Raw genomic sequence first — 21,670 nt, 5'->3', positions numbered from 1 at the left:
CCCTGTGAGCGCTGTGGAGAACACGATCGAGGACCGGACGGGTCTGCCCTCGCTGGCGGTGGTCGGTGCGACCGGCGCCGTCGGGACGGTGATGCTGACCCTGCTCTCCACCAGGCAGAACGTCTGGGGCGAGATCCGGCTGATCGCCTCCGAGCGCTCCGCGGGCAAGCAGCTCGTGGTCCGCGGCGAGACCGTCGAGGTGATCGCGCTCAGCGAGGACGCCTTCGACGGCATCGACGTGGCGATGTTCGACGTACCGGACGAGGTGTCCGCGCACTGGGCGCCGATCGCGGCCGCCAAGGGCGCGGTCGTGGTCGACAACTCCGGCGCGTTCCGGATGGATCCCGACGTACCGCTGGTGGTTCCGGAGGTGAACGCCGAGGCCGCCCGGAACCGGCCGAAGGGCATCATCTCGAACCCGAACTGCACGACGCTGTCGATGATCGTCGCGATGGGCGCGCTGCATCACCGGTACGAGCTCGAGCAGCTGGTGGTCGCGTCGTACCAGGCGGCGTCCGGGGCCGGGCAGGTCGGGATCGACGCGCTGTACGACCAGTTGGCGAAGGTCGCGGGGAATCGCGAGCTCGGGAGTTCGCCGGGCGACGTCCGGCGGGTGGTCGGGAACGACCTCGGGCCGTTCGCGGCGCCGCTGGCGTTGAACGTCGTACCGTGGGCCGGGTCGTTGAAGGACGACGGGTGGTCATCGGAGGAGCTCAAGGTCCGGAACGAGTCGCGCAAGATCCTCGGGCTGCCGGATCTGAAGGTGTCCGCGACGTGTGTGCGGGTTCCGGTGGTCACGACGCACTCGTTGTCGGTGCACGCGCGGTTCGTGCAGGAGGTCGACGCCGACGGAGCCCGTGAGGTACTGCGGGACGCGCCGGGCGTGCTGCTGTTCGACAACCCCGCGGAGGGCGAGTTCCCGACGCCGGCGGACGTGGTCGGCACCGACCCGACCTGGGTCGGCCGGATCCGCAAGTCGCTGGACGACCCGAACGCACTGGAGCTGTTCGTCTGCGGCGACAACCTGCGCAAGGGCGCCGCGCTGAACACCGCGCAGATCGCCGAGGTCGTCGCCAAGGAGTTCATCCCAGCCGAAGCGTGACGTACGAGGGGCCCGCGCCGGGCCCCTCAATCAACTTAGAGCCAGTTCTCGCGGGCGGCGTGTAGGGCCAGTTGGAACCGCGTGCTGGCGCCTGTGCGGTTCATCAGGCGCTCCAGGTAGCGGAAGAACGTCCGGCGGCTGATGCCGAGTGTGCGGGCGATGGTGTCGTCAGCAGCGCCGGTTGCGAGCAGGGCCAGCAGGCGGCGTTCGATCGGCTCGAGTCGGTCGTCCTCCGCGCCGACCGACGCGTGCAGCGGCAACGCGTTGCGCCAGCACAGCTCGAACATCCCGATCAGCGCGGTCAGCAGGCTGCTCGGCCGGATGATCAGCAGCGAACGGTTCACCTCGGTGTCGCGCACCGACATCGAGACGTAGGCGATCGACGCGTCGATGATCGTCAGCTTCGCCGGTACGTCGGGCAGCACGCGAGCCTGCTCACCCGCCTCCACGCACGGAAGGATGTTCTCGGTCAGGTACCCCGGTACCTCGACGGACTCCGGCGAGTACACGACCCGGTACGCGACGCCGCGCTTGAGGTGGTCGATCTCCTCCTGGTTCGGGCCGCCGATGTAGTACGGCGGGGAGTCGATCGCCAGGATCTCGCGCTGCACGCTGTTCTTGATCTGGTGGATCCGCTCGACGATCGCGTTGCCGGTGACGACCTCGATCAGGTGCGTGGTCGACTCGCTGTGCACGGTCCGGCGGAACTCGTCGTACGCGTTCAGCACCTCGATCCGGGCCTGCTTGAGCTCGGACTCGCGGCGCAGCGTCATCGCCTCGAGGCCGGCGTCCGGCGGGACCGGCAGATAGCGGGAATGGTCCGAGCCGGAGCGGCGGGCGAGACCGGCCTGGACCAATCCGCTGAGGGTGCTGTCGATCGAACCGGCCCGGTCCGGGACGGCGTCGTCGAGTTCGACGATCGACGACGGACCGGTCCGCAGCAGATGCTGGTAGACCTTGATCTCGTCCTCGTTGAGTCCGAGCACCTTCAAATGGTCGGCACGCTCCGTATCCGTTGTGCTCACGACCCTTCCCTCCCTGCCGATTGCCGTCACCTCCCGCTACCGTCCCTCCAGGTTAGAGGGGCCGATCCAGCACCGAAGGCACTGTCCGTGTCGAGGTGGCTGCGTGCAGCGATATTTGTTGTCCTGTCAGCATTCTTGTGCCGTGTCACCATCTGGCCACCACTTCTTCGCGGTCCTGAGCGAGAATTGAGGTCCAGCAGCCCGGCGACGGACCACCTGAGCGCCGCCGGGCTGCTGTTCCAATTCTGGCCCGTGTCGGCTGCCGCGTCAGCGGAGCCGGTTTCGGTTGGATCTCGATCCGGCGTATCGGTGCCCTCGCACTTCCGTGCCATCACCGGCTGTGCCGGAGGGTGTACAAACTGTGGCATCTCCAATCGTGAGGCCGATTGAGGAGGAGTGCCCGATGCGACCGGTTCCGCCGTGTGCCGCCGCCCGTCGTGTCCGGTGTGCCGTCCCCAGCGCGAAGGCATCTTTGCAGGGATCCCGCGTAGCGCTGTCCTCCGCCGTCGGCCTCGGGAGGCCGATGACCGCCGCCCTGGTCATCGCCTCGACGGATCCGGTGCCGCCGTCCGCTACCGCCCATCGCGGATGCGCGCCCGGATCGATGGTGGAACCCCGGGAGCTGCCGGCCGGCGCTCCGTGGATGGTGAGGCTGTTCACGGGGAGGACGGACGTGCTGTTGCGTGACACGTCCGTACCGCGTCCGCGGCTCTCGGGGTCCTGCCGCTGAACTGGTGTGCCGCGTCACGCCAACTTCGCGCCGGAGCGTAGCGTCGTACCTGATGATTTGACCGCGATTTGACTTGCCTGGAAGGCGTTTTGGCCGCCACTGGCTGTCAAATGTATATTCCGGATAACGATCGGCGAAGGACGACGCAGGTGTTGTGGATGCAGCGGGGAACGACGTTCGGTAGCCGTCCGTACGTCGTTGCTCACTAAGGAGGACCGCTGTGTCGTCGGCGTCCGAGCGGATCCGCTACTCTGCTTCCCGGTCTGCGAGGCCCGCCGCCTTACCCCGGGCGGTATCCGCCGAAACCCAGGTGATCGGCCATCGTGGATCCAATTTCCGGCAGAGAGAGGCATCGCCTGCATGAACGCGACTAGCGTCGACGAGGAGTTCAACCCGTCGGTGCACGTGTACGAACCGCACAAGGTCGGACTGCCGGCCCTGCGCCCGTACTTCAAGGCGCTGTGGCAGCGACGGGAGTTCGCGGCGGAGATGTCCCGGACGAACATCCGGGGTGCGCACACGAACACCTTCTTCGGCCAGGTTTGGCTGGTGCTGAACCCGCTGCTCCTCGCACTCGTGTACTACCTGCTGACCGACATCATCGCCGGTGGCAGCGCCAAGGTCGATGCGGGCCTGCGGTTCGCCCACATGTGCGGCGGCCTGTTCGCCTTCTACTACTTCTCGGGTGCGATGACGGCCGGTGCGGCCAGCGTCGTCGGCGGCGGCAAGCTGCTGCTGAACCAGTCGTTCCCGCGGATGTTGCTGCCGCTGTCGGCGGTGCGGACCGCGTTCTTCCGGTTCGTGCCGACCCTGGTGGTGTACCTCATCATCCACGTGCTGATGCGGCAGAAGCTGCACTGGCAGATGCTGCTGGCGCCGATCTTCCTGGTCATGCTGACGGTCTTCGCCTCCGGTATGGGGATGATCTTCGCGGCCCTCCAGGTGTACTTCCGGGACACCGCGAGCTTCCTGCCGTACTTCGTGCGCATCTGGCTGTACATGTCCCCGGTGCTGTGGTTCGCCGAGCAGGCTCCGGCGAGGTTGAAGGGCTTCATCCAGTACAACCCGCTCTATCCGCTGCTCGGCGGCTGGACCGACCTGCTCGTCAAGGGGCACGTGCCGGATATGAAGCTGTGGATCGCCGGCGCGTTCTGGGCGGTCCTGGCCTTTGCCGTCGGGGCGTTGTTCTTCATGTCGAGGGAGCGTGATTTCGTTGTCCGTCTCTGAGACCGAGAAGAAGCCGATGCAGAAGACTCAGTCCACGGTTCCGGCCGTCAAGGTGCAGGACGTGTCCATCACGTACCGCACGACGTTCGAGCGGGTGCCGACCTTCAAGAGCGCGATCGTCCGGCTCGGCCGCGGCGAGCGTGCGGTCCGCGAGGTCAAGGCCGTCCAGAACGTCTCGTTCGACGTGAACCACGGCACCACGATCGGCATCATCGGCGCGAACGGCGCCGGCAAGTCGACGCTGATGCGGTCGATCGCCGGCATCCTGCCGCCGACCTCGGGCCGGATCGAGGTGCACGGCCGGGTCTCCACGCTGCTCTCGCTGGGCGTCGGCTTCAACGCCGCGCTGTCCGGCAAGGAGAACGTCGTCCTCGGTGGTCTCGCGGCCGGCCTGAGCCGCAAGGAGATCGAGGCGCGGTACGAGGAGATCGCCGAGTTCGCCGAGCTCGGCGACTTCATGGAGATGCCGATGCGGACGTACTCGTCCGGCATGTTCAGCCGGTTGGCGTTCTCGGTCGCGGTGCACATGGACCCCGACATCCTGATGATCGACGAGGCGCTGTCCGCCGGCGACGCGTCGTTCAAGACCAAGGCCGCGGCGAAGATGGCCGAGCTGGTCTCGAACAGCCGCACGATGTTCCTGGTCAGCCACGCGATGAGCAGTGTGCGCGAGATGTGCAACGACTGCATCTGGCTGCACAAGGGCAAGCTGATGATGCGCGGCGAGCCCAACGAGGTCATCCAGGCCTACACCAAGTTCCTGCAGGTCGGGGAAGAAGAAGCCGTCTCACTCGAGGACCTCTGAGCCGATGTCACGCAGCACGGCGCCGGACGTCGGGATCATCACGACCGGCCACGACGTGGCCGATGCGCGCCTGCACAAGATCACCGCGGCCCTGCAGCACCGCGACCTCCGGGTCGAGCTGTGGGGCCTCGGTGATGCGGAGGGCGGTCCGGCCGGTGCCACCGTGCACGCCGGTCCGCGCGGCAACCTGGTGCAGCGGCTGGCCCGCACCGCCGTCCTGCCGTGGCGGACCAGCGCCAAGGTGGTGATGACGGTCGACCCGGACATGATCCCGGTCACCCGGCTGGTCACCACGCTCCGGCGGCGCAAGCTCGTCGTCGACGTCCACGAGGACTACGAGCGGCTGCTGGCCGACCGTGCCTGGGCGAAGGGCCCGGCGGGACTGCCCGCCCGGCTGATCGTCCGCGCCGGGTCGAAGCTGGCCGCGGGCGCCGACCTGACCGTCGTCGCCGACACGCATCTCGCACCGCACCAGGCCAAGCACCGCCTGGTGGTGCAGAACCTGCCCGACCACGGCTTCCTGGCCCCGTCCCCGCCGACCGGTACACCGCGCGCGGTGTACGTCGGGGACCTGCGTACCAGCCGTGGCCTGTTCGACATGGTCGAGACCGTCGCCGCGGCGCCGGAGTGGTCTCTCGACCTGGTCGGCCCGGTCGCACCCTCGGACCGGGACCGGATCGAGGCCCGGATCGCGCAGCCCGACCTGGGCGGCCGGGTCCGGTTGCACGGACGCCAGCCACCCGCCGACGCCTGGCGGATCGCGCACGGCGCCTGGGCGAGCCTTGCCATGCTGCAGCCGACCCCGGCGTTCATCGAAGCGATGCCGTCGAAGATCTACGAGTACCTCGCCAGCGGCCTTCCCGTGCTGTCCACCCGGCTGCCCCGGCAGTCGAAGGTGATCGAGGAGTCCGGTGGCGGAGTCCTGGTGGACTCGGTGGCGGAGGCGTCCGAGACCCTGCGGCGCTGGTCCGCGGACCCCGGTGAGCTGGAGAAGCTGCGTGACCACGCGCTGCAGTGGGCGGGCGAACACCTGCCCACGAACACGCCGTACGACAACCTGGCCGACGCGATTCTCAACCTGCTAAGAGGACCTGCATGACCGACCGCCCACACCTGTTGTACGTCGCCTGGGGCTTCCCGCCCTGCCGGGGCGGCGGTGTCTACCGGGCACTGGCCACGGCCAACCGGTTCGCCGCGCTCGGCTGGAAGGTGACCGTGCTGACGGCCGACCGCGACACGTTCTTCCGGTTCACCGGTGCGGACCTGACCCTCGAGGAGCGGGTCGACCCGTCCGTCGAGGTCGTCCGGGTCCCGTTCGAGTGGCCGATCCTGGAGGCCGACCTGCGCCGCTGGTCCAAGCGCCGCGCCTCGAACCCGAAGCTCTGGGCCAAGTGGCGTACCAAGCAGGACCAGATCCCGTTCCCGGAGAGCGGGTACGGGCCCTGGCGTTCGGTGATCGAGAAGGCCGCGGAGCGGATCCACCGGGCGCACAAGGTCGACCTCACGGTCGCCACCGCCAACCCGCACGTCGCGTTCACGGCGGCGTACCACCTGCACAAGAAGTTCCAGGTGCCGTACGTGATGGACTACCGCGACGCGTGGCTGCTGGACGTGTTCACCGGCGACCGGCTGCACGAGCCGAACAGCCGCGCCGCCCGCTGGGAGAGGAAGCTGGTCGAGTCCGCTCGCGAGGTCTGGTTCGTGAACGACCCGATCAAGGAGTGGCACGAGAAGCTCTACCCGGCGCAGGCGTCGAGGATGCACACGGTCGCGAACGGGTTCGACCCGGACCTGGTGCCGGACACGCAGGACCGCGGCGCCGTGACGGACCGCCCGCTGGTCTTCGGGTACGTCGGGACCGTGTCGCCGAAGGTGCCGCTGAAGGAGTTCGTCGAGGGCTGGCAGCTCGCGAAGGAGCAGTCCGAGGAACTGGCCGGCGCGAAGGCCAAGATCCACGGGTACCTGGGGTACTACGCGCAGCCGCGGGCGGACATGCTCGCGACCATCAACGCCGCCGCGGACGCCGGGGTCAGCTACGAGGGCCCGGTCGGCAAGGCCGAGATCGCGAAGGCGTACGACGAGTTCGACGCGCAGCTGCTGATGCTGGGCAAGGGTCGGTACGTGACCAGCGGGAAGGTGTTCGAGTACCTCGCGACCGGGTTGCCGGTGGTGTCGGTGCACGACCCGGAGAACGCGGCGTCCGACGTACTGCGGGGGCATCCGTTGTGGTTCCCGGTGAGTGACGTGACGCCGGAGGCGATCGCGGCGGCGCTGATCGAGGCGGCGCACGCGGCCCGGACCGCGGACGAGGGGATCCGGGCGAAGGCGCGCGAGTTCGGCGCGTCGTACCGGCGGGACCTGCAGCTGGATCCGCGGATCGAGTCGCTGGCCGCGAGTGTGAAGGGAGTGGCCGCATGAGTAACGTCGTACTGCTGTCGACGCGGCGGCTGCCGCCGACGTACTTCGACCAGGTCCGCGAGGATCTGGGCGACCAGAACATCACGATCGACGTGGTCGGCTGGGTCGCCCCGTCGGCGTGGGTCGCCGACAAGGTCAACACCTTCACCCTGATCGGCCCCGGCCGGATGCCGTCCGCCCCCGAGCCGGAACCCACCACCGAACCAACCGACGAGGCCCCCGACGCGGTCATCGCCCCCGAGGCAGTAGCCGCCCCGGAGTCGGTCGTCGAAGACGAAGCAAAGGTCGCCCCGGCAGCCGCGCAGGTAGCTGCAGCCGGCTCGGCCGAAGAGCCGGCGGACGGCGCGGCAGCCCCCGACGGCGACGCCGGAAAAGCGGGCGCCGAGGGGGTGGCGGCTGCGCCGCCCGCAGTGTCGACCGGTGCCTCCAGCGCGGGTGCGGCGGCCTCGTCCAGTGGTTCGGGTGGGGCTTCGGCTGGTTCCTCCGGCTCCGCGGCGAAGCCGCGGCCGACCGGCGCGAAGCGCGTGGTTAAGGCTGTGGAGTGGCGGGCTCGGAAGGCTCGGAAGGTTGCGGGGCGGATGTTGCCGCCGGCAATCAAGGGGTCGGCGCCGGTGAAGTTCCTGCGGGGGCAGCGGGCGACGAGCGACCTCGGGAAGAACTACTGGGAGCGCGTGCTCAGCCGGCGTGACGTGTTGACGACGATCGACCAGGCAGACGTGGTGATCGCGCTGGACGCCGGTGCGATCTGGGCGGGGTGGAACCTCGGTCAGCGCAAGGCCAGCACCCCGGTGGTGCTCGGTCTGCCGGCTGCGCGGCGCGAGCTCGACATGATGAAGGCCCCAGTAGGTAATGGATGACACAGTGACGGTGACGCGCGCGATCCGCGAGCACCTGCCGGCGCCACTGGCCCGGACCGCGGGAGCGGTCCGGCGGCGCCTGCGGGGCGTGCGGTACTCGTTCGCGCAGCTGCCGGCGTTCCCGCCGGTACCGACGACGCCGGTGCGGATGCTGGTCGGACCGACCAACTCCGCCGGGCAGGGGCACGCCTGGGCACAGGCCGCGAACACCCTGCCGGACGTCGCCGCCGTCTCGTTCGCCTTTCACCGCAAGGGCCGCTTCCAGTTCGCCGACGACTACGGCGTACCGCTGGCCTGGTTCGGGCAGCCGCGCTGGCAGCGCGCCCAGCAGCAGTACGTCGCGCAGTACTCGCACGTGATGGTGGAGTCGCTCCGCCCGCTGTTCGGCGCCCGCGGGTACGCCGACGCGCAGCCCGACATCGAGGAGCTGCTCGGCAAGGGCGTCAACGTCTCGCTGCTCTTCCACGGCTCGGACATCCGGTTGCCGAGCCGGCACGCGAAGCGCGAGCGGTGGTCCCCGTTCGCCCCGGGCGACGACCTGACCGAGCGGCTCGAGCCGCAGGCCCGCCGGCACGCCGAGCTGGTCGAATCGTTGGGCCTCCCCGTCTTCGTCTCGACGGTCGACCTGCTGGACGACGTACCGTCCGCGCAGTGGCTGCCGGTCGCGATCGACCCGGTCCCGTGGCAGCAGGCCGCCCGGCCCTTGTTCAGTACGCCGAAACCGGTCGTCGCGCACGTCCCGTCGAACGCGAAACTCAAGGGCACGCAGGAGATCGACGAGGTCCTCACCGACCTCCAGGACCGCGGCGTGGTCGAGTACCGCCGGATCACCGGCGTCCAGCACCAGGACATGCCGAAGGTGATCGGCGACGCCGACATCGTTGTCGACCAACTGCACATCGGCCTGTACGGCGTGGCGGCCGCCGAGGCCCTGGCCGCCGGGCGGATCGTGGTTTCGTACGTCGGTGACGAGGTGCGCCGGAGGGTGCGTAGTCTGACTGGGCGAGAGGTACCGATCGTCGAGGCGGATCCCGACACCCTGGGTGATGTCCTCGGCGGCCTGATCGCCGACCGTGACACCGCTGCCGAGCGGGCCGCCGCCGGCCCCGGTTTCGTGACCGAGCTGCACGACGGACGCCGCTCGGCCGAAGTACTGAGAAGTTGGCTCATCACGAAGGAGACCCTGTGACGTCCCGCATCGCGCCATCCGCCGACGTCGACGACAGCGCCCAGATCGGCGACGGTTCGTCGGTCTGGCACCTGGCCCAGATCCGCGAGAACGCGGTCCTCGGCAAGAACTGCATCGTCGGCCGCGGTGCCTACGTCGGGACCGGGGTCCGGATGGGCGACAACTGCAAGATACAGAACTACGCGCTGGTGTACGAGCCGGCGTCCCTCGAGGACGGCGTGTTCATCGGCCCGGCGGTGGTGCTCACCAACGACTACTTCCCGCGCGCGGTGAACCCGGACGGGTCGCCGAAGAGCGGGCACGACTGGGAACCGGTCGGGGTGACGATGAAGGAAGGCTGCTCGCTGGGCGCGCGCAGCGTGTGCGTGGCCCCGGTCACGATCGGCCGCTGGGCGACGGTCGCCGCGGGTGCGGTGGTCACCAAGGACGTGCCAGACTTCGCGCTGGTCGCCGGGGTCCCGGCTCGCCGCCTCAAGTGGGTCGGCAAGGCCGGTGTTCCGCTGCTCTCCGTCGGGGACGGCGAGTGGAAGTGCCCGAACACGGGCGAGATGTACATCGAAACCGACGGGCGGCTGCGGCCGGCCGACGAAACACAGGAGGAGAACTGATGGTGCAGCCGATTCCGGCCGCGAAGCCGATCATCGGTAAGGAGGAGCGCGAGGCCGTCGACCGTGTCATGCAGTCCGGCATGCTCGCGCAGGGCCCCGAGGTGGCGGCGTTCGAGCAGGAGTTCGGCGCAGCGCTGGTCTCCGGCCGGGCGTGCGTCGCGACGAACTCGGGCACGTCGGGTCTGCACCTCGGCCTGCTGGCCGCCGGTGTCGGCCCGGGCGACGAGGTCATCGTCCCGTCGTTCACCTTCGCCGCGACCGCGAACAGCGTCGCGCTGACCGGCGCGACCCCGGTGTTCGTCGACATCGAGCCGACGTACTTCTGCCTGGACCCGGTGGCGGTCGAGGCCGCGATCACCGAGAAGACCAAGGCCGTCATGCCGGTGCACCTGTTCGGTCACCCGGCGAACATGACCGCGCTGCAGGCGATCGCCGACAAGCACGGCATCAAGATCTTCGAGGACGCCGCGCAGGCGCACGGCGCGACCTGGAACGGCGCCCCCGTCGGTACCTTCGGCGAGTTCGCGATGTTCAGCCTGTACCCGACCAAGAACATGACGTCCGGTGAGGGCGGCATGAACTCGGTCGCGAACGCCGACATCGAGCGCCGGATGCGGCTGTTCCGCAACCAGGGCATGCTCAAGCAGTACGAGAACGAGGTCGTCGGCCTGAACAACCGGATGACCGACCTGCACGCCGCCATCGGCCGGGTGCAGCTGACCAAGGTCGGCGGCTGGACGAAGCAGCGGCAGGAGAACGCGGCCTTCCTGGACGCGAACCTCGCCGGTGTCGGCATCCCCGCGGTGGCCGCCGAGGCGAGCCACGTGTACCACCAGTACACGATCCGGGTGACCGAGGACCGTGACGGTTTCGCGAACGCGCTGCGCACCGAGTACGGCGTCGGCTGCGGCGTCTACTACCCGATCCCGAACCACCGGCTGCCGTCGTTCCAGCGCGAGCTGGACCTGCCGCAGACCGAGAAGGCCGCTGCCGAGGTGCTGTCGCTGCCGGTCCACCCGTCGCTGTCCGAGGACGACCTGAACCGGATCGTCTCCGCGGTGAACACCGTGGCGAAGGCGGGTGCGTGAGCATGGCGAACCTGCGTGCGGGCCTGATCGGCCTGGGCATGATGGGCCGGCACCACGCCCGCGTCCTGGCGTCCCTCGAGGGCGTCGACCTGGTCGCGGTGGCCGACCCGGGTGGTGACAAGTTCGGTGTCGCCGGCGGTCGTCCGGTGCACGAGAACATCGAGCAGCTGATCGCGGAGAAGCTCGACTACTGCATGGTCGCGGTGCCGACGCAGTACCACGCCGAGATCGCGAAGGCGCTGGCCGAGGCCGGCGTGCACGCGATGATCGAGAAGCCGCTGGCCGGTTCGTCGGCCGAGGCGACCGAGATCGCGAAGGCGTTCGAGGCGGCCGGCCTGGTCGGCGCGGTCGGTCACATCGAGCGGTACAACCCGGCGCTGCAGGCGCTCCGGGTCCGGCTGGAGGCCGGCGAGCTCGGCGACATCTACCAGATCACGACCCGCCGCCAGGGCCCGTTCCCGGCCCGGATCGCGGACGTCGGCGTGGTGCTCGACCTGGCCACCCACGACATCGACCTGACCGCGTGGGTGACGCAGTCGCCGTTCGTCACGGTGGCCGCGCAGAGCGCCCACAAGTCCGGCCGGCAGTACGAGGACCTGATCGCGGTGACCGGCAAGCTGGCCAACGGCACCGTGACCAGCCACCTGGTCAACTGGCTGTCCCCGATGAAGGAGCGGCTCACCGTCGTCACCGGTGAGAAGGGCGCGTTCATCGCCGACACCCTGACCGCGGACCTGTCGTTCCACGCGAACGGCACCGTGCAGACCGCCTGGGACGACGTCGCGCACTTCCGCGGTGTCAGCGAGGGCGACATGATCCGGTACGCGATCAGCAAGCCCGAGCCGCTGAAGACCGAGCACGAGGCCTTCCGGGACGCGGTGCTCGGCAAGGAGGCGGACATTGTCACGCTGCAGCAGGGTCTGACCACCGTGAAGGTGGCCGAGGCCGTTCTGCAGTCGGCCTCCGAGGACCGGACCGTCGCCGTGGCCGGGGAGCAGTAGGACTGATGAAGGTCCTGAGCGTTGTCGGTGCACGCCCGCAGTTCGTCAAGCTGGCGCCGATCGCGGAGGCATTTGCCGCGACCGAGCACCAGCACGTGATCGTGCACACCGGACAGCACTACGACAAGAACATGTCCGACGTGTTCTTCGCCGACCTGCGGATCCCGGACCCGGACGTCCACCTGGGCGTCGGGTCGGGGAGCCACGGTGTCCAGACCGGTGCGATGCTGGCCGCGATGGACGCCGTCCTGGACGAGCACAAGCCGGACTGGGTGCTGGTCTACGGCGACACCAACTCGACGCTCGCCGGTGCGCTGTCCGCGGTGAAGATGCACCTGCCGGTCGCGCACCTCGAGGCCGGGCTGCGGTCCTTCAACCGGCTGATGCCGGAGGAGCACAACCGGGTGCTCACCGACCACGCGGCGGACCTGCTGCTGGCTCCCACCCAGGTGGCGATGGACCACCTGGCGAACGAGGGCCTGAAGGACAAGTCCCGGCTGGTCGGCGACGTGATGACCGACGTGTGCTTCCGGGTCCGCGACGCGGTCAAGGACAAGCCGCTGGACGGTCCGCTGGCGCAGGGCGAGTACGTCGTCTCGACGATCCACCGGGCCGAGAACACCGACGACCCGGACCGGCTGGCCGCGATCGTCGACGGTCTGGCCGCGGCCGGTACGCCGGTGCTGCTGCTCGCCCACCCGCGACTGGTCGCGAAGTGCGCGGAGCACGGCATCAAGCTGGAGCGTCCGGACGGTTCGCTGCACGTCCGGGAGCCGCTGGCCTACCCGGAGATGGTCCAGGCCGTGCTCGGCTCGGCCGGTGTGGTGACCGACTCCGGCGGTCTCCAGAAGGAGGCCTTCCTGCTCGGCCGGGTGTGCACCACGCTGCGCACCGAGACCGAGTGGGTGGAGACGCTGGCGGACGGATGGAACGTGTTGACATCCGACGTGAGTAAGCTGCCCGAGTTGGCTGCACGGCCGGCTCCCACGGGGGGACGCCCAATGCCGTACGGCGACGGTCACGCTGCAGAGCGTGTTGTCGCCACTCTCGCGGAGTAACCATATGACGAAGGCCGCCGAAGAGAACCAGACAGAGTCGACCCAGGACGCCCCCGGGTCGACTGCTGTCCCGACCCCGTCTCCCGGCGCGCCTGTCAGTCCTTCCGAAGGGGACGCGGGTCCTCCGCGTCCCAGCGGACGTTTGCCACGTGTCGAGTCGCTCACCGGTCTTCGCTGGTGGGCGGCCTTCTTCGTGTTCTGCCATCACATGACCCAGCTGGCGCCGCTGCCGATCTACGACTTCCTGAAGTACGGCGTATCCGGCGTCACGTTCTTCTTCGTGCTGTCCGGGTTCGTGCTGACGTGGTCGGCGCAGCCGGGAACGAAGATCCGGACCTTCTACCGGCGCCGGTTCGCAAGGATCTTCCCGCTCTACATCTTGACGCTGGTGGCGGCGTTCTTCGTCTTCTACCGGGTCGACCCGCCGGCCGGGATGCCCTGGATCAAGCCGGTCTCGCTCACCGTTCTGGCGCTGTCCGCGCTGCTCGTGCACGGCTGGTCGAACAACCCGACCATCCTGTACGGCGGCAACCCGGCGGGGTGGACGCTGTCGGTGGAGGCGTTCTTCTACGCGTACTTCCCGTTCGTGTGGCGGCTGACACGGCGGCTGAAGACCGCGGGCGGCCTGATCCTGTGTGTCGCGGTGGTCGTCCTCAGCGGCGCCTACCGGCTGGCGCTGTTCCACTACAAGACCGAAGTACCGATCCTGCCGCAACCGGTGCTGCACTCGGTGGCGTTCCTGTTCGGTATCGGCCTGGCGATCGCGCTCCGGTCCGGGTGGAAGCCGCGGATCCCGGTGTGGTTCGCGTTCCTGGTCACCGGCGGTGGCCTGTACGTGCTCTGGTACTCCGGCGCGCACCCGACGCAGTTCCCGGGCGCGGTCACGATGGGACTGTGCCAGAAGGAAATTCTCACGCTGCTGTACGGCTTCCTGATCCTCGCGGTCGCGGCCCGCGACATGCGCGGCGGCCGGTCACTGCTGCGCAGCAAGCCGCTGGTCGCGCTCGGCCAGTGGTCGTACGCCTTCTACCTGGTCCACGCGACCATCATGTACGCGATCAAGGAGTACCACGGCATCGCCGGCCCGATCGGCTGGTCGAACCTGACCTGGTACGCCGGCGTACTCGCCCTTTCGATCTTCGCCTCGGCGGTGCTCTACAAGTTCGTCGAGCACCCGATGGAGCGGCTGCTCCGAGGCAAACGATGAAGAATCACAACCTAGTGGAGTTGCTGTGCGTGTCAGTGTTGTTGCCTTAGGCAAGATCGGACTGCCATTGGCGGTCCAGTTCGCGGCCAAGGGCCATCAGGTCGTCGGCGTCGACATCAACGAGAAGTTCGTCGAGCTGGTGAACGCCGGTCAGGAGCCGTTCCCGGGTGAGGCCCACCTGCAGGAGCTGCTCGCCGAGACCGTGGCCGACGGCCGCCTGCGGGCGACCACGGACTACGCGGACGCCATCCCGAACAGCGACGCCGTCGTCGTGGTGGTGCCGCTGTTCGTGGACGAGAAGACCGGGCAGCCCGAGTTCGGCTGGATGGAGAACGCGACCCGTTCGCTGGCCGAGCACCTGACCCCGGGCACCCTGGTCAGCTACGAGACCACCCTGCCGGTCGGGACCACCCGGAACCGGTGGAAGCCGATGATCGAGGAGATCTCCGGTCTCACCGAGGGCACCGACTTCCACCTGGTGTTCTCGCCGGAGCGGGTGCTCACCGGCCGCGTGTTCGCGGACCTGCGCAAGTACCCGAAACTGGTCGGCGGACTGTCCGAGGAGGGCGCGAAGCGCGCCACCGCGTTCTACGAGGCCGTGCTGGACTTCGACGAGCGCCCGGACCTGGAGCGCGCGAACGGCGTCTGGGACCTGGGTTCGGCCGAGGCGGCGGAGCTCGCGAAGCTGGCGGAGACGACGTACCGGGACGTGAACATCGGGCTGGCGAACCAGTTCGCCCGGTTCGCCGGCCAGAACGGCATCGACGTCCACGCCGTCATCGAGGCGTCGAACTCGCAGCCATACAGCCACATCCACCGGCCGGGTATTGCGGTCGGCGGGCACTGCATCCCGGTGTACCCGCGGCTGTACCTGTACACCGACCCCGAGGCCACTGTCGTCCGGGCCGCCCGCGAGGCGAACGCCGGGATGCCGGACTACACGATCGGGCTGCTCGAGGGCGCGTTCGGCGAGCTCAAGGGCGCCAAGGTCGTGGTGCTCGGTGCGTCGTACCGTGGTGGTGTGAAGGAGACCGCCTTCTCCGGCGTGTTCCCGGCCGTGGAGGCGCTCAAGGCGCGCGGCGCGGAGGTCTTCGTGCACGACCCGATGTACACCGACGAGGAGCTCCAGGGGCTCGGCTTCACGCCGTACACGCTGGGCTCGCCGGTGGACGCGGCCGTGCTGCAGGCGGACCACGCGGAGTACGCGCAGCTGAGCCCGGCGGACCTGCCGGGCGTGAAGGTGCTCGTCGACGGTCGTGACCGCACCGACCCGGCCAAGTGGGCCGGCGTGCGGCGGATTGTGATCGGAAGGTCGGTCAGCCAGTGACAGATGCCGGCCTGCGGGTCGTGATGATGGTCGCCAACGACGTCACCAACGACAGCCGGGTCCGCAAGGAGGCCGCAGCACTGGCCGAGACCGGAGCAGAGGTGACTGTGCTCGGGGTCTCGGCCAACGGCCTCCCGTCGAGAGAGATGCTCGACGGCGCGCTGATCGTCCGGGTGGCGGTGCCCTACGCACTGCGTGAGGAACGGAAACGAAGCCGTACGGCGCACCGCAACTGGCGGCCGCCGTTGGTGGGATATCGGTACCGCGCGACCTATGTGGCGCGTAGCCAGCGGATCGCGGCCGAGCTCAAGGAGCTCAAGGCCGACTCCGGGCACGCGGTCGCACGGGCCAAGGCGGGCCAAGGAAACCCGATCAAGTACAAGGTCGGCGTCGCCACCCGACTGCTCCGCCGCGCGCGTTGGAAGGCGGCCGAGCGGGCCGCCTGGGTGCGCAAGGGCGTCGGCAACAAGGCGGACGCGCCGTTCAAGTTCAGCTGGCGGGCGTACGACGGTGTCCTGCACCGGCTGCCCTGGCCGGCTCCGTGGCGCAAGCTGCACCCGGAGGCGCTGGACCTGGAGATCGCGTTCGGCGACCTGATCGACCGGATCGAGCCGGACGTCGTGCACGCCCACGACATGCACGTGATCGGTGTCGCCGCCCGCGCCGCAGGTCGCGCGAGCCTGCGCGGCCGTCAGCTCAAGGTCGTGTACGACGCGCACGAGTACGTCGCCGGACTGTCGCAGTACGGCGCCCGGACGCGGCGCTCGATCGCGGCCTGGGCGAACCACGAGCGCGAGTACATCGGCGACGCCGACCGGGTGATCACGGTCAGCCCGGCGATCGCCACCCGGCTCAAGGCCGAGCACAAGCTCGACCACCTGCCGGCCGTGGTGATGAACACGCCGAACCCCGCTGACGTGTCGGTCGAGGTGTCCGACATCCGCAGCGTGATCGGGCTCGCGTCCGACGTACCGCTGCTCGTCTACAGCGGCGGTGTCACCCGGGCGCGTGGCATCCACACCGCCGTGCAGGCGCTGGTGGATCTGCCGGACGTGCACCTGGCCGTCGTGTGCGTGCCCGCGGTCGCGAACGACGCGGTCCGGGCGCTGCAGACGGAGGCCGCGCAACTCGGGGTCGAGGACCGGCTGCACTGCGTGGACCCGGTGAAGCCGGACGAGGTGGTGGCGTTCCTGCGCACCGCCGACGTCGGGCTGATCCCGATCCTGCGGTACCCGAGCCACGAGATGGCGCTGCCGAACAAGCTGTTCGAGTACGCCTTCGCCGGGCTGCCGGTGGTGGTCAGCGACATGCCGAGCATGAAGGACTTCGTCGGGCGTACGCGGATCGGAGAGGTCTTCGTCGCGGAGGACGCGCACGACCTGGCGTCGAAGGTCCGGACCGTACTCACGGACCTGGACGACTACCGCGAGCGCGTCGCCGACCCGGCGTACCAGCAGGAAGTCTCCTGGGCCGGGCAGGCCGCCAAGCTGCGTGAGCTGTACGGCGAACTCACCGGCAAGCAGCTGGAGATCCGGCGGCCGGGCGGCAAGATCGAGAAGACCGGGACGCACCTGCTGCTCGGTCCGGTCAACAGCGCCGGCCAGGCCTGGCTGTGGGCGACCGCGCTCGAGCGGGCACACCCGGACGTCAAGGCCGAGTCGCTCACCACGGGCAGCGGCGCGTTCGACTTCCGCGTGCACCGGACCGGGACGTACAAGCAGTACCGGACGGACCTGCGCTGGCAGCTGGAGCTGACGGCGTACGCGTTGCGCGAGGTGACGCACGTCCTGTTCGAGGCGGGCCGGCCGATGTTCGGGCAGCTGCCCGGCGACATGTGGACGGCCGACGTACCGGTGCTCGACCAGGCCGGGATCAAGCACGGCCTGGTGTTCCACGGGTCCGAGATCCGGGACCCGGCGCAGCACCGCGACCAGTACCGGTTCTCGCCGTTCCGGGACCCGGAGGACGAGCTGACCCAGCGGCTGCAGTCGGCGAACAACAACGTCCGACGGCACCTCGGCCGGTACAACGGCGCCGGTCCGATCTTCGTGACCACGCCGGACCTGCTGGAGTTCGTGGACAACGGCATCTGGTTGCCGCTGACCGTCGACATCGACACGTTCGCCTCGACCCAGCCGGTGCTGGAGCGGGAGATCCCGGTGGTGCTGCACGCGCCGTCGGCGAGCGCCCTGAAGGGCTCGGTGTACGTCGACCCGGTGCTGAAGGACCTGGACGCGCGCGGGCTGATCAAGTACCAGCGGGTGCAGGACGTGCCGCACAAGGAACTGGCCGAGATGGTCAAGAGCGCCGACATCGTCGTCGACCAGATGCTGCTCGGCTCGTACGGCGTGTTCGCGTGCGAGGCGATGGCGGCCGGCCGGGTCACCGTCGGGCACATCGCGGACCCGGTCCGGGAACTGCTGCCGACCGACCTGCCGATCGCCGAGGCGACACCGGACGACCTGGCGGAGGTGATCGAGCGGCTCGTCGCGGAGCGCGACACCGCCCGGAAGCTCGCCGACGCCGGCCCGTCGTTCGTCCGGGACCTGCACGACGGCCGGAAGTCGGTCGAGGTCCTGCTGCCGTTCGTCCGGAACGAGTGGGTACGCGAGGACGAGAGCGAGTAAGTGCGGATTCTGATGATCGCGCAGTCCCCGATCGCCGGGGACTCGCGGATCCTGCGGGAGGCGACGGCGCTCGCCGCGGCCGGTCACACGCTGCATGTGATCGGCCGGGACGTTCCGGAGGCCTGGCTAGCTGATCAACAGAGCGAGGTCGGGCCGGGCGTCACGGTGGAGTCCGTCTCCCGCTCTTCCGGTCTACGGGCCGGGAGCGGCGGGTTGACCGTCGGGCACGGGCATTCCGGGCCGAAGGTGCTCGCCAAGCGGTTCGGCCGGTGGCTGTTGCTGCCGGAACACCGTGCGCGCACCGAGAAGCAGTGGCGGGTCGCCGCGGCGCCGCGGGTGGCTGCCGTGGGGCCGGTTGATGTGGTGCATGCTCATGACTTCAACACGTTGGAGCTCGCCGCGGAGTACGCCGCAAGGTGGTCGGCGGCGCTGGTCTACGACAGCCACGAGCTGTGGTTCGACCGGGCGCTGCCGGGGCGTCCGACGCCGCTGTGGCGGGCACGCGGGCGGAAGTACGAGCTGTCGCTGGCGTCGCAGGCGCGGGTCGTGTTCACCGTGTCGGACGGGATCGCGGCACGGCTGCGGTCACGCGGGCTGTCCGACGTGCGCGTCGTACGGAACACGTTCCCGCGCGCGGACGATGTACCGCCGGCACCTTCGAAGCCGGAGGGATTGCTGTACGCCGGACGAGTGGGCGCTGGGCGGGACCTGTCCACGGTGGTGGCGGCTGCTCGTGAGCTGGCGCCTTTCCGGACGGTCCTGATGGGGTCGGTGGATCCCAACTATCGCTTGGATCTGGGGCCGGTGGAGACCGTGCCGGAGCGCTCGATCGACGAGGTCGACGACACGCTGCGGACGTACGGCATTTCGTTGGTCACCCTGACGAACACGTGCGAGAACCACCGCCTGGCCCTCCCCAACAAACTCTTCCATGCGGTCCGCGCCGGGGTTCCGGTCGTGGCCGCAGACCTGCCGGAACTGCGCGCCGTGGTCACCGAAAACACCCTCGGCACGCTGTACGAACCCGGCAACGCGCATTCCCTGACGACGGCCGTCCGGACCCTCATCGAGAACTACCCGACGTACACCGAGGGTGTCCGCACCGCCGCCAAGACCCTGAACTGGGAACACGACACCACCACCCTGCTGGACGCATACGCCGAGCTGGCCCACTAGTGCCGTCCCAAGAACCGCTCGCGCCCTGACCCCGCCCACCCTGGCCGAGCTGGACGATCCGGGGTTGGCCTCTGAGCTGGTGGGTTTGTCCCCCGTCATGCAAGACGCCAACCCACCAGTTCAAAGGCCAACCCCACCTGTCAGCGGGAGGCTTCTACCATCTGCCGCATGAGTTCGACCGGGTTCTTCTCCGGCTCCGGCTGGGCGAGCTTGTTCGCGGCTACGCGCGACTGGGGAGCTTGTGCTGTTTGAAGGGCCTGGGTGTAGCCCGTCAGCGGAAGGGTGAGCGCGGAACGGGTCGGGTCGAGCGTGATGGTCGCCCCGGCGAACGGCACCGACGGGTTGTCCGGCTCGACCGTCAGCACCAGGCCGAGGCGGTGGCCGGCCGCGAACACCACGTCGTCCGCGTTCAGCTCGAACGATAGGTTGTACCAACGATCGGACCGCAGCGATTCCTTGGTGTACAAGGACTTGTAGTGCCCGACGTCAGCAAGGGTTCGCACCACCACCGACGTGTCGGACACCGCGGTGTTGATCTGCGTCTTGGCGTAACACCCGGTGTCGAGCGCGTTCCCGCCGCCCCAGCACACGCGGGTATCAGGCACGTTCGTCACGTTCACGTACCGGTTCGCCGTACCGTAGTCGACCAGCCGTGCCTTGATGCCCGCGGCAGGCTTGTCGACCTTGACCCGTACCGACACCTTCCCGGTCCCGCTCACCCGGACCGCCTTCGACAGCGGATCACTCAGGAACACCGCCCGATCCGTCCGCGCCGCAGTCGGATCCAGTACGACGGTGTCCTCGGACTCGTTGCTCGTCCCGGTGAAGCTGACCGGCTCGCTCGACGCGCCCGCGATCGACAGCCCACCGGCCTTCGCGCCCGCCTTGCTCAGCTTGAGTGTCGTCTGCCGGGCACCGGCCGCCGGCCACCGCGGCTCGTCCACGAACGACCCGTCCTCGCGCTGGATCGTCGCCTGCGGGGTGTCCATCACGTGGTTCTGCAACCCCTGCAGCCAGTAGTCGAACCACGGGTGCAGCTTGTCGACCCACTCGTCGCGGAAGCTGAATCCGTCCAGGTGCACGCCCTGGTGCAGGAAGATCTTCCGCGGCACGTTCCGCTTCGCGAGCTCGTCCCACCACTCGCCGAACTGCCGGGTCTTGACGTTCTCGTCGCCGAGCCCGTGCACGACGTACACGCTGGCCCGCACCTTCGACGCGTCCAGCCGGTAGTTCCGCGGGTCCCACCACTTGCTGTACGACCCGGTCGGCGTGTCGGACGCCGTCTCGATCTCGTCGGTCATCGCCACGCATCGCGGCGACGCGTCGTTGCTGACGTAGTCGTGCAGGAACCCCATGTACTCGTCGTAGAACGGCACGCCGAACCCGCGGGTGTAGTCGTACCAGCTGGAGATCGCCGCGATCGGCACGATCGTCTCCAGTCCGCGGACGCCCGTACTCGCGACCGAGTTCGCGATCGTCCCGTTCCAGGACACGCCGATCATGCCGGCCTTCCCGGTCGACCAGTCCGCCTTCGCGGCGCCGCCGTCCGGCGTGTGGCCGGTGGTCCGGTTGTTCAGCCAGTCGATGACGGCCTTCGTGCCGAGGACCTCGAGCTGCGCGCCGACGTCGCTGCAGCCGGTGGACCGGAACGTCCCGGGCATGTCGACGAACGCGACGGCGTACCCGCGCGGCACGAAGTAGTTGTCCAGCCAGCTCCCGTACACCTGCCGGACGCCGGCGCCGTCGAAGTAGCTCGCCGGGTCGCTCGCGTAGTACGGCGAGGCCTGGATGATCACCGGTACGTCGATCCCGGCCGCGGCCGCCTCGCCCGGCCGGATGATGTCGACCGTGACCTGGTCGGTGATGCCGTTCGCGTCCCCGTCGAGCTGGGGTACGTCGACCTGTACCCGCTCGTGGATCGCCTTGGCGTAGTCGTACGCCGCGACTGTCTGGTTGCCTTGGACGAAGGGTTTGGGGCCCGCGGTGGCGGTCGGGCCTGCGGTGGCGGTGAGGGCGGCGGCCGGCGCCAGTACGGCGGCGACCAGCAGCGTGAGCCCAGCTCGTAACCGAGTTGTGCGCATTCGGGTATCCCCCTATGGGCGGTAGGTGAACGACTATTCTGTGCACAGAACTCACTCGCGCGCTCACTTCCCGTGTTCTGCAGGGGTAATACTTCGCGCGCAACTTTCCGTCTCCGCCCGGTATCAAGTGTTCCGAGAGGTCCT

The 21,670-nt window shown here is 69.1% G+C and carries 17 protein-coding genes; 15 read left to right on the top strand and 2 right to left on the bottom strand.

Translation table 11 applies throughout. The features are described 5' to 3' along the window. Positions 1 to 4: 4 nt before the first annotated feature. Positions 5 to 1,102, top strand: coding sequence for an aspartate-semialdehyde dehydrogenase (locus ACXJJ3_RS20030; RefSeq protein WP_458171728.1), 1,098 nt, complete (start codon positions 5 to 7; stop codon positions 1,100 to 1,102). Between the two features lie 35 nt (positions 1,103 to 1,137). Here the strand turns inward: ACXJJ3_RS20030 and ACXJJ3_RS20025 are convergent, their stop codons facing one another. Further along, on the bottom strand, positions 1,138 to 2,127 hold the full coding sequence (locus tag ACXJJ3_RS20025) for a helix-turn-helix domain-containing protein (RefSeq protein ID WP_458171727.1): 990 nt from the start codon (positions 2,125 to 2,127) through the stop codon (positions 1,138 to 1,140). 1,090 nt (positions 2,128 to 3,217) lie between these two features. Here ACXJJ3_RS20025 and ACXJJ3_RS20020 point away from each other — a divergent pair. Genes ACXJJ3_RS20020 through ACXJJ3_RS19955 form a run of 14 tightly spaced genes read left to right on the top strand, consistent with a single transcriptional unit; the run spans position 3,218 to position 19,445 of the window. After that, a complete protein-coding gene (locus ACXJJ3_RS20020) occupies positions 3,218 to 4,084 on the top strand; it encodes an ABC transporter permease (protein WP_458171726.1) in 867 nt (288 codons plus the stop codon). 16 nt (positions 4,085 to 4,100) lie between these two features. Beyond that, on the top strand, positions 4,101 to 4,889 hold the full coding sequence (locus tag ACXJJ3_RS20015) for an ABC transporter ATP-binding protein (RefSeq protein WP_458171725.1): 789 nt from the start codon (positions 4,101 to 4,103) through the stop codon (positions 4,887 to 4,889). 4 nt (positions 4,890 to 4,893) lie between these two features. Then, complete coding sequence (locus ACXJJ3_RS20010) at positions 4,894 to 5,988, top strand: glycosyltransferase (RefSeq protein ID WP_458171724.1); 1,095 nt, start codon at positions 4,894 to 4,896, stop codon at positions 5,986 to 5,988. Beyond that, entirely contained in the window at positions 5,985 to 7,307 is a 1,323-nt protein-coding gene (locus tag ACXJJ3_RS20005; RefSeq protein WP_458171723.1) for a glycosyltransferase, read from the top strand. Before ACXJJ3_RS20010 ends, ACXJJ3_RS20005 begins: the two co-directional genes overlap by 4 nt. Beyond that, positions 7,304 to 8,164, top strand: a complete 861-nt coding sequence (locus ACXJJ3_RS20000; protein WP_458171722.1) for a hypothetical protein — start codon at positions 7,304 to 7,306, stop codon at positions 8,162 to 8,164. The genes ACXJJ3_RS20005 and ACXJJ3_RS20000 overlap by 4 nt, the downstream gene beginning before the upstream one ends. Before the next feature lie 4 nt (positions 8,165 to 8,168). Continuing rightward, positions 8,169 to 9,353, top strand: coding sequence for a hypothetical protein (locus tag ACXJJ3_RS19995; protein ID WP_458171721.1), 1,185 nt, complete (start codon positions 8,169 to 8,171; stop codon positions 9,351 to 9,353). Continuing rightward, positions 9,350 to 9,961 carry an acyltransferase gene (locus tag ACXJJ3_RS19990; RefSeq protein ID WP_458171720.1) on the top strand — a complete coding sequence of 204 codons (612 nt, stop codon included), beginning with the start codon at positions 9,350 to 9,352 and terminating at the stop codon, positions 9,959 to 9,961. The genes ACXJJ3_RS19995 and ACXJJ3_RS19990 overlap by 4 nt, the downstream gene beginning before the upstream one ends. After that, complete coding sequence (locus ACXJJ3_RS19985; protein ID WP_458171920.1) at positions 9,958 to 11,049, top strand: DegT/DnrJ/EryC1/StrS family aminotransferase; 1,092 nt, start codon at positions 9,958 to 9,960, stop codon at positions 11,047 to 11,049. Before ACXJJ3_RS19990 ends, ACXJJ3_RS19985 begins: the two co-directional genes overlap by 4 nt. 2 nt (positions 11,050 to 11,051) lie before the next feature. Then, the gene (locus tag ACXJJ3_RS19980) at positions 11,052 to 12,050 is read left to right on the top strand and encodes a Gfo/Idh/MocA family protein (protein WP_458171719.1); all 999 of its coding nucleotides are present in this window, start codon (positions 11,052 to 11,054) and stop codon (positions 12,048 to 12,050) included. Between the two features lie 5 nt (positions 12,051 to 12,055). Beyond that, on the top strand, positions 12,056 to 13,108 hold the full coding sequence (gene wecB / locus ACXJJ3_RS19975; RefSeq protein WP_458171718.1) for a non-hydrolyzing UDP-N-acetylglucosamine 2-epimerase: 1,053 nt from the start codon (positions 12,056 to 12,058) through the stop codon (positions 13,106 to 13,108). 4 nt (positions 13,109 to 13,112) lie between these two features. Then, a complete protein-coding gene (locus ACXJJ3_RS19970; RefSeq protein ID WP_458171717.1) occupies positions 13,113 to 14,315 on the top strand; it encodes an acyltransferase family protein in 1,203 nt (400 codons plus the stop codon). Between the two features lie 25 nt (positions 14,316 to 14,340). After that, on the top strand, positions 14,341 to 15,642 hold the full coding sequence (locus tag ACXJJ3_RS19965; RefSeq protein ID WP_458171716.1) for a nucleotide sugar dehydrogenase: 1,302 nt from the start codon (positions 14,341 to 14,343) through the stop codon (positions 15,640 to 15,642). Next, the gene (locus ACXJJ3_RS19960) at positions 15,639 to 18,269 is read left to right on the top strand and encodes a glycosyltransferase family 4 protein (RefSeq protein WP_458171715.1); all 2,631 of its coding nucleotides are present in this window, start codon (positions 15,639 to 15,641) and stop codon (positions 18,267 to 18,269) included. Before ACXJJ3_RS19965 ends, ACXJJ3_RS19960 begins: the two co-directional genes overlap by 4 nt. Next, entirely contained in the window at positions 18,270 to 19,445 is a 1,176-nt protein-coding gene (locus tag ACXJJ3_RS19955) for a glycosyltransferase (protein ID WP_458171714.1), read from the top strand. 140 nt (positions 19,446 to 19,585) lie between these two features. Here the strand turns inward: ACXJJ3_RS19955 and ACXJJ3_RS19950 are convergent, their stop codons facing one another. Further along, the gene (locus ACXJJ3_RS19950; RefSeq protein WP_458171713.1) at positions 19,586 to 21,526 is read right to left on the bottom strand and encodes a CocE/NonD family hydrolase; all 1,941 of its coding nucleotides are present in this window, start codon (positions 21,524 to 21,526) and stop codon (positions 19,586 to 19,588) included. Positions 21,527 to 21,670: the final 144 nt, after the last annotated feature.

The organism is Kribbella sp. WER1, from assembly GCF_054189145.1.
This window is presented reverse-complemented; position numbering and strand designations above follow the sequence as displayed.

Bases quoted from the DNA above. Each gene is read 5' to 3' on its own strand.
- ACXJJ3_RS20005 (WP_458171723.1), top strand. From the start codon at position 5,985: ATGACCGACCGCCCACACCTGTTGTACGTCGCCTGGGGCTTCCCGCCC.
- ACXJJ3_RS19980 (WP_458171719.1), top strand. From the start codon at position 11,052: ATGGCGAACCTGCGTGCGGGCCTGATCGGCCTGGGCATGATGGGCCGG.
- ACXJJ3_RS19970 (WP_458171717.1), top strand. From the start codon at position 13,113: ATGACGAAGGCCGCCGAAGAGAACCAGACAGAGTCGACCCAGGACGCC.
- wecB (WP_458171718.1), top strand. From the start codon at position 12,056: ATGAAGGTCCTGAGCGTTGTCGGTGCACGCCCGCAGTTCGTCAAGCTG.
- ACXJJ3_RS20010 (WP_458171724.1), top strand. From the start codon at position 4,894: ATGTCACGCAGCACGGCGCCGGACGTCGGGATCATCACGACCGGCCAC.
- ACXJJ3_RS19950 (WP_458171713.1), bottom strand. From the start codon at position 21,526: ATGCGCACAACTCGGTTACGAGCTGGGCTCACGCTGCTGGTCGCCGCC.
- ACXJJ3_RS20020 (WP_458171726.1), top strand. From the start codon at position 3,218: ATGAACGCGACTAGCGTCGACGAGGAGTTCAACCCGTCGGTGCACGTG.
- ACXJJ3_RS20000 (WP_458171722.1), top strand. From the start codon at position 7,304: ATGAGTAACGTCGTACTGCTGTCGACGCGGCGGCTGCCGCCGACGTAC.
- ACXJJ3_RS20015 (WP_458171725.1), top strand. From the start codon at position 4,101: ATGCAGAAGACTCAGTCCACGGTTCCGGCCGTCAAGGTGCAGGACGTG.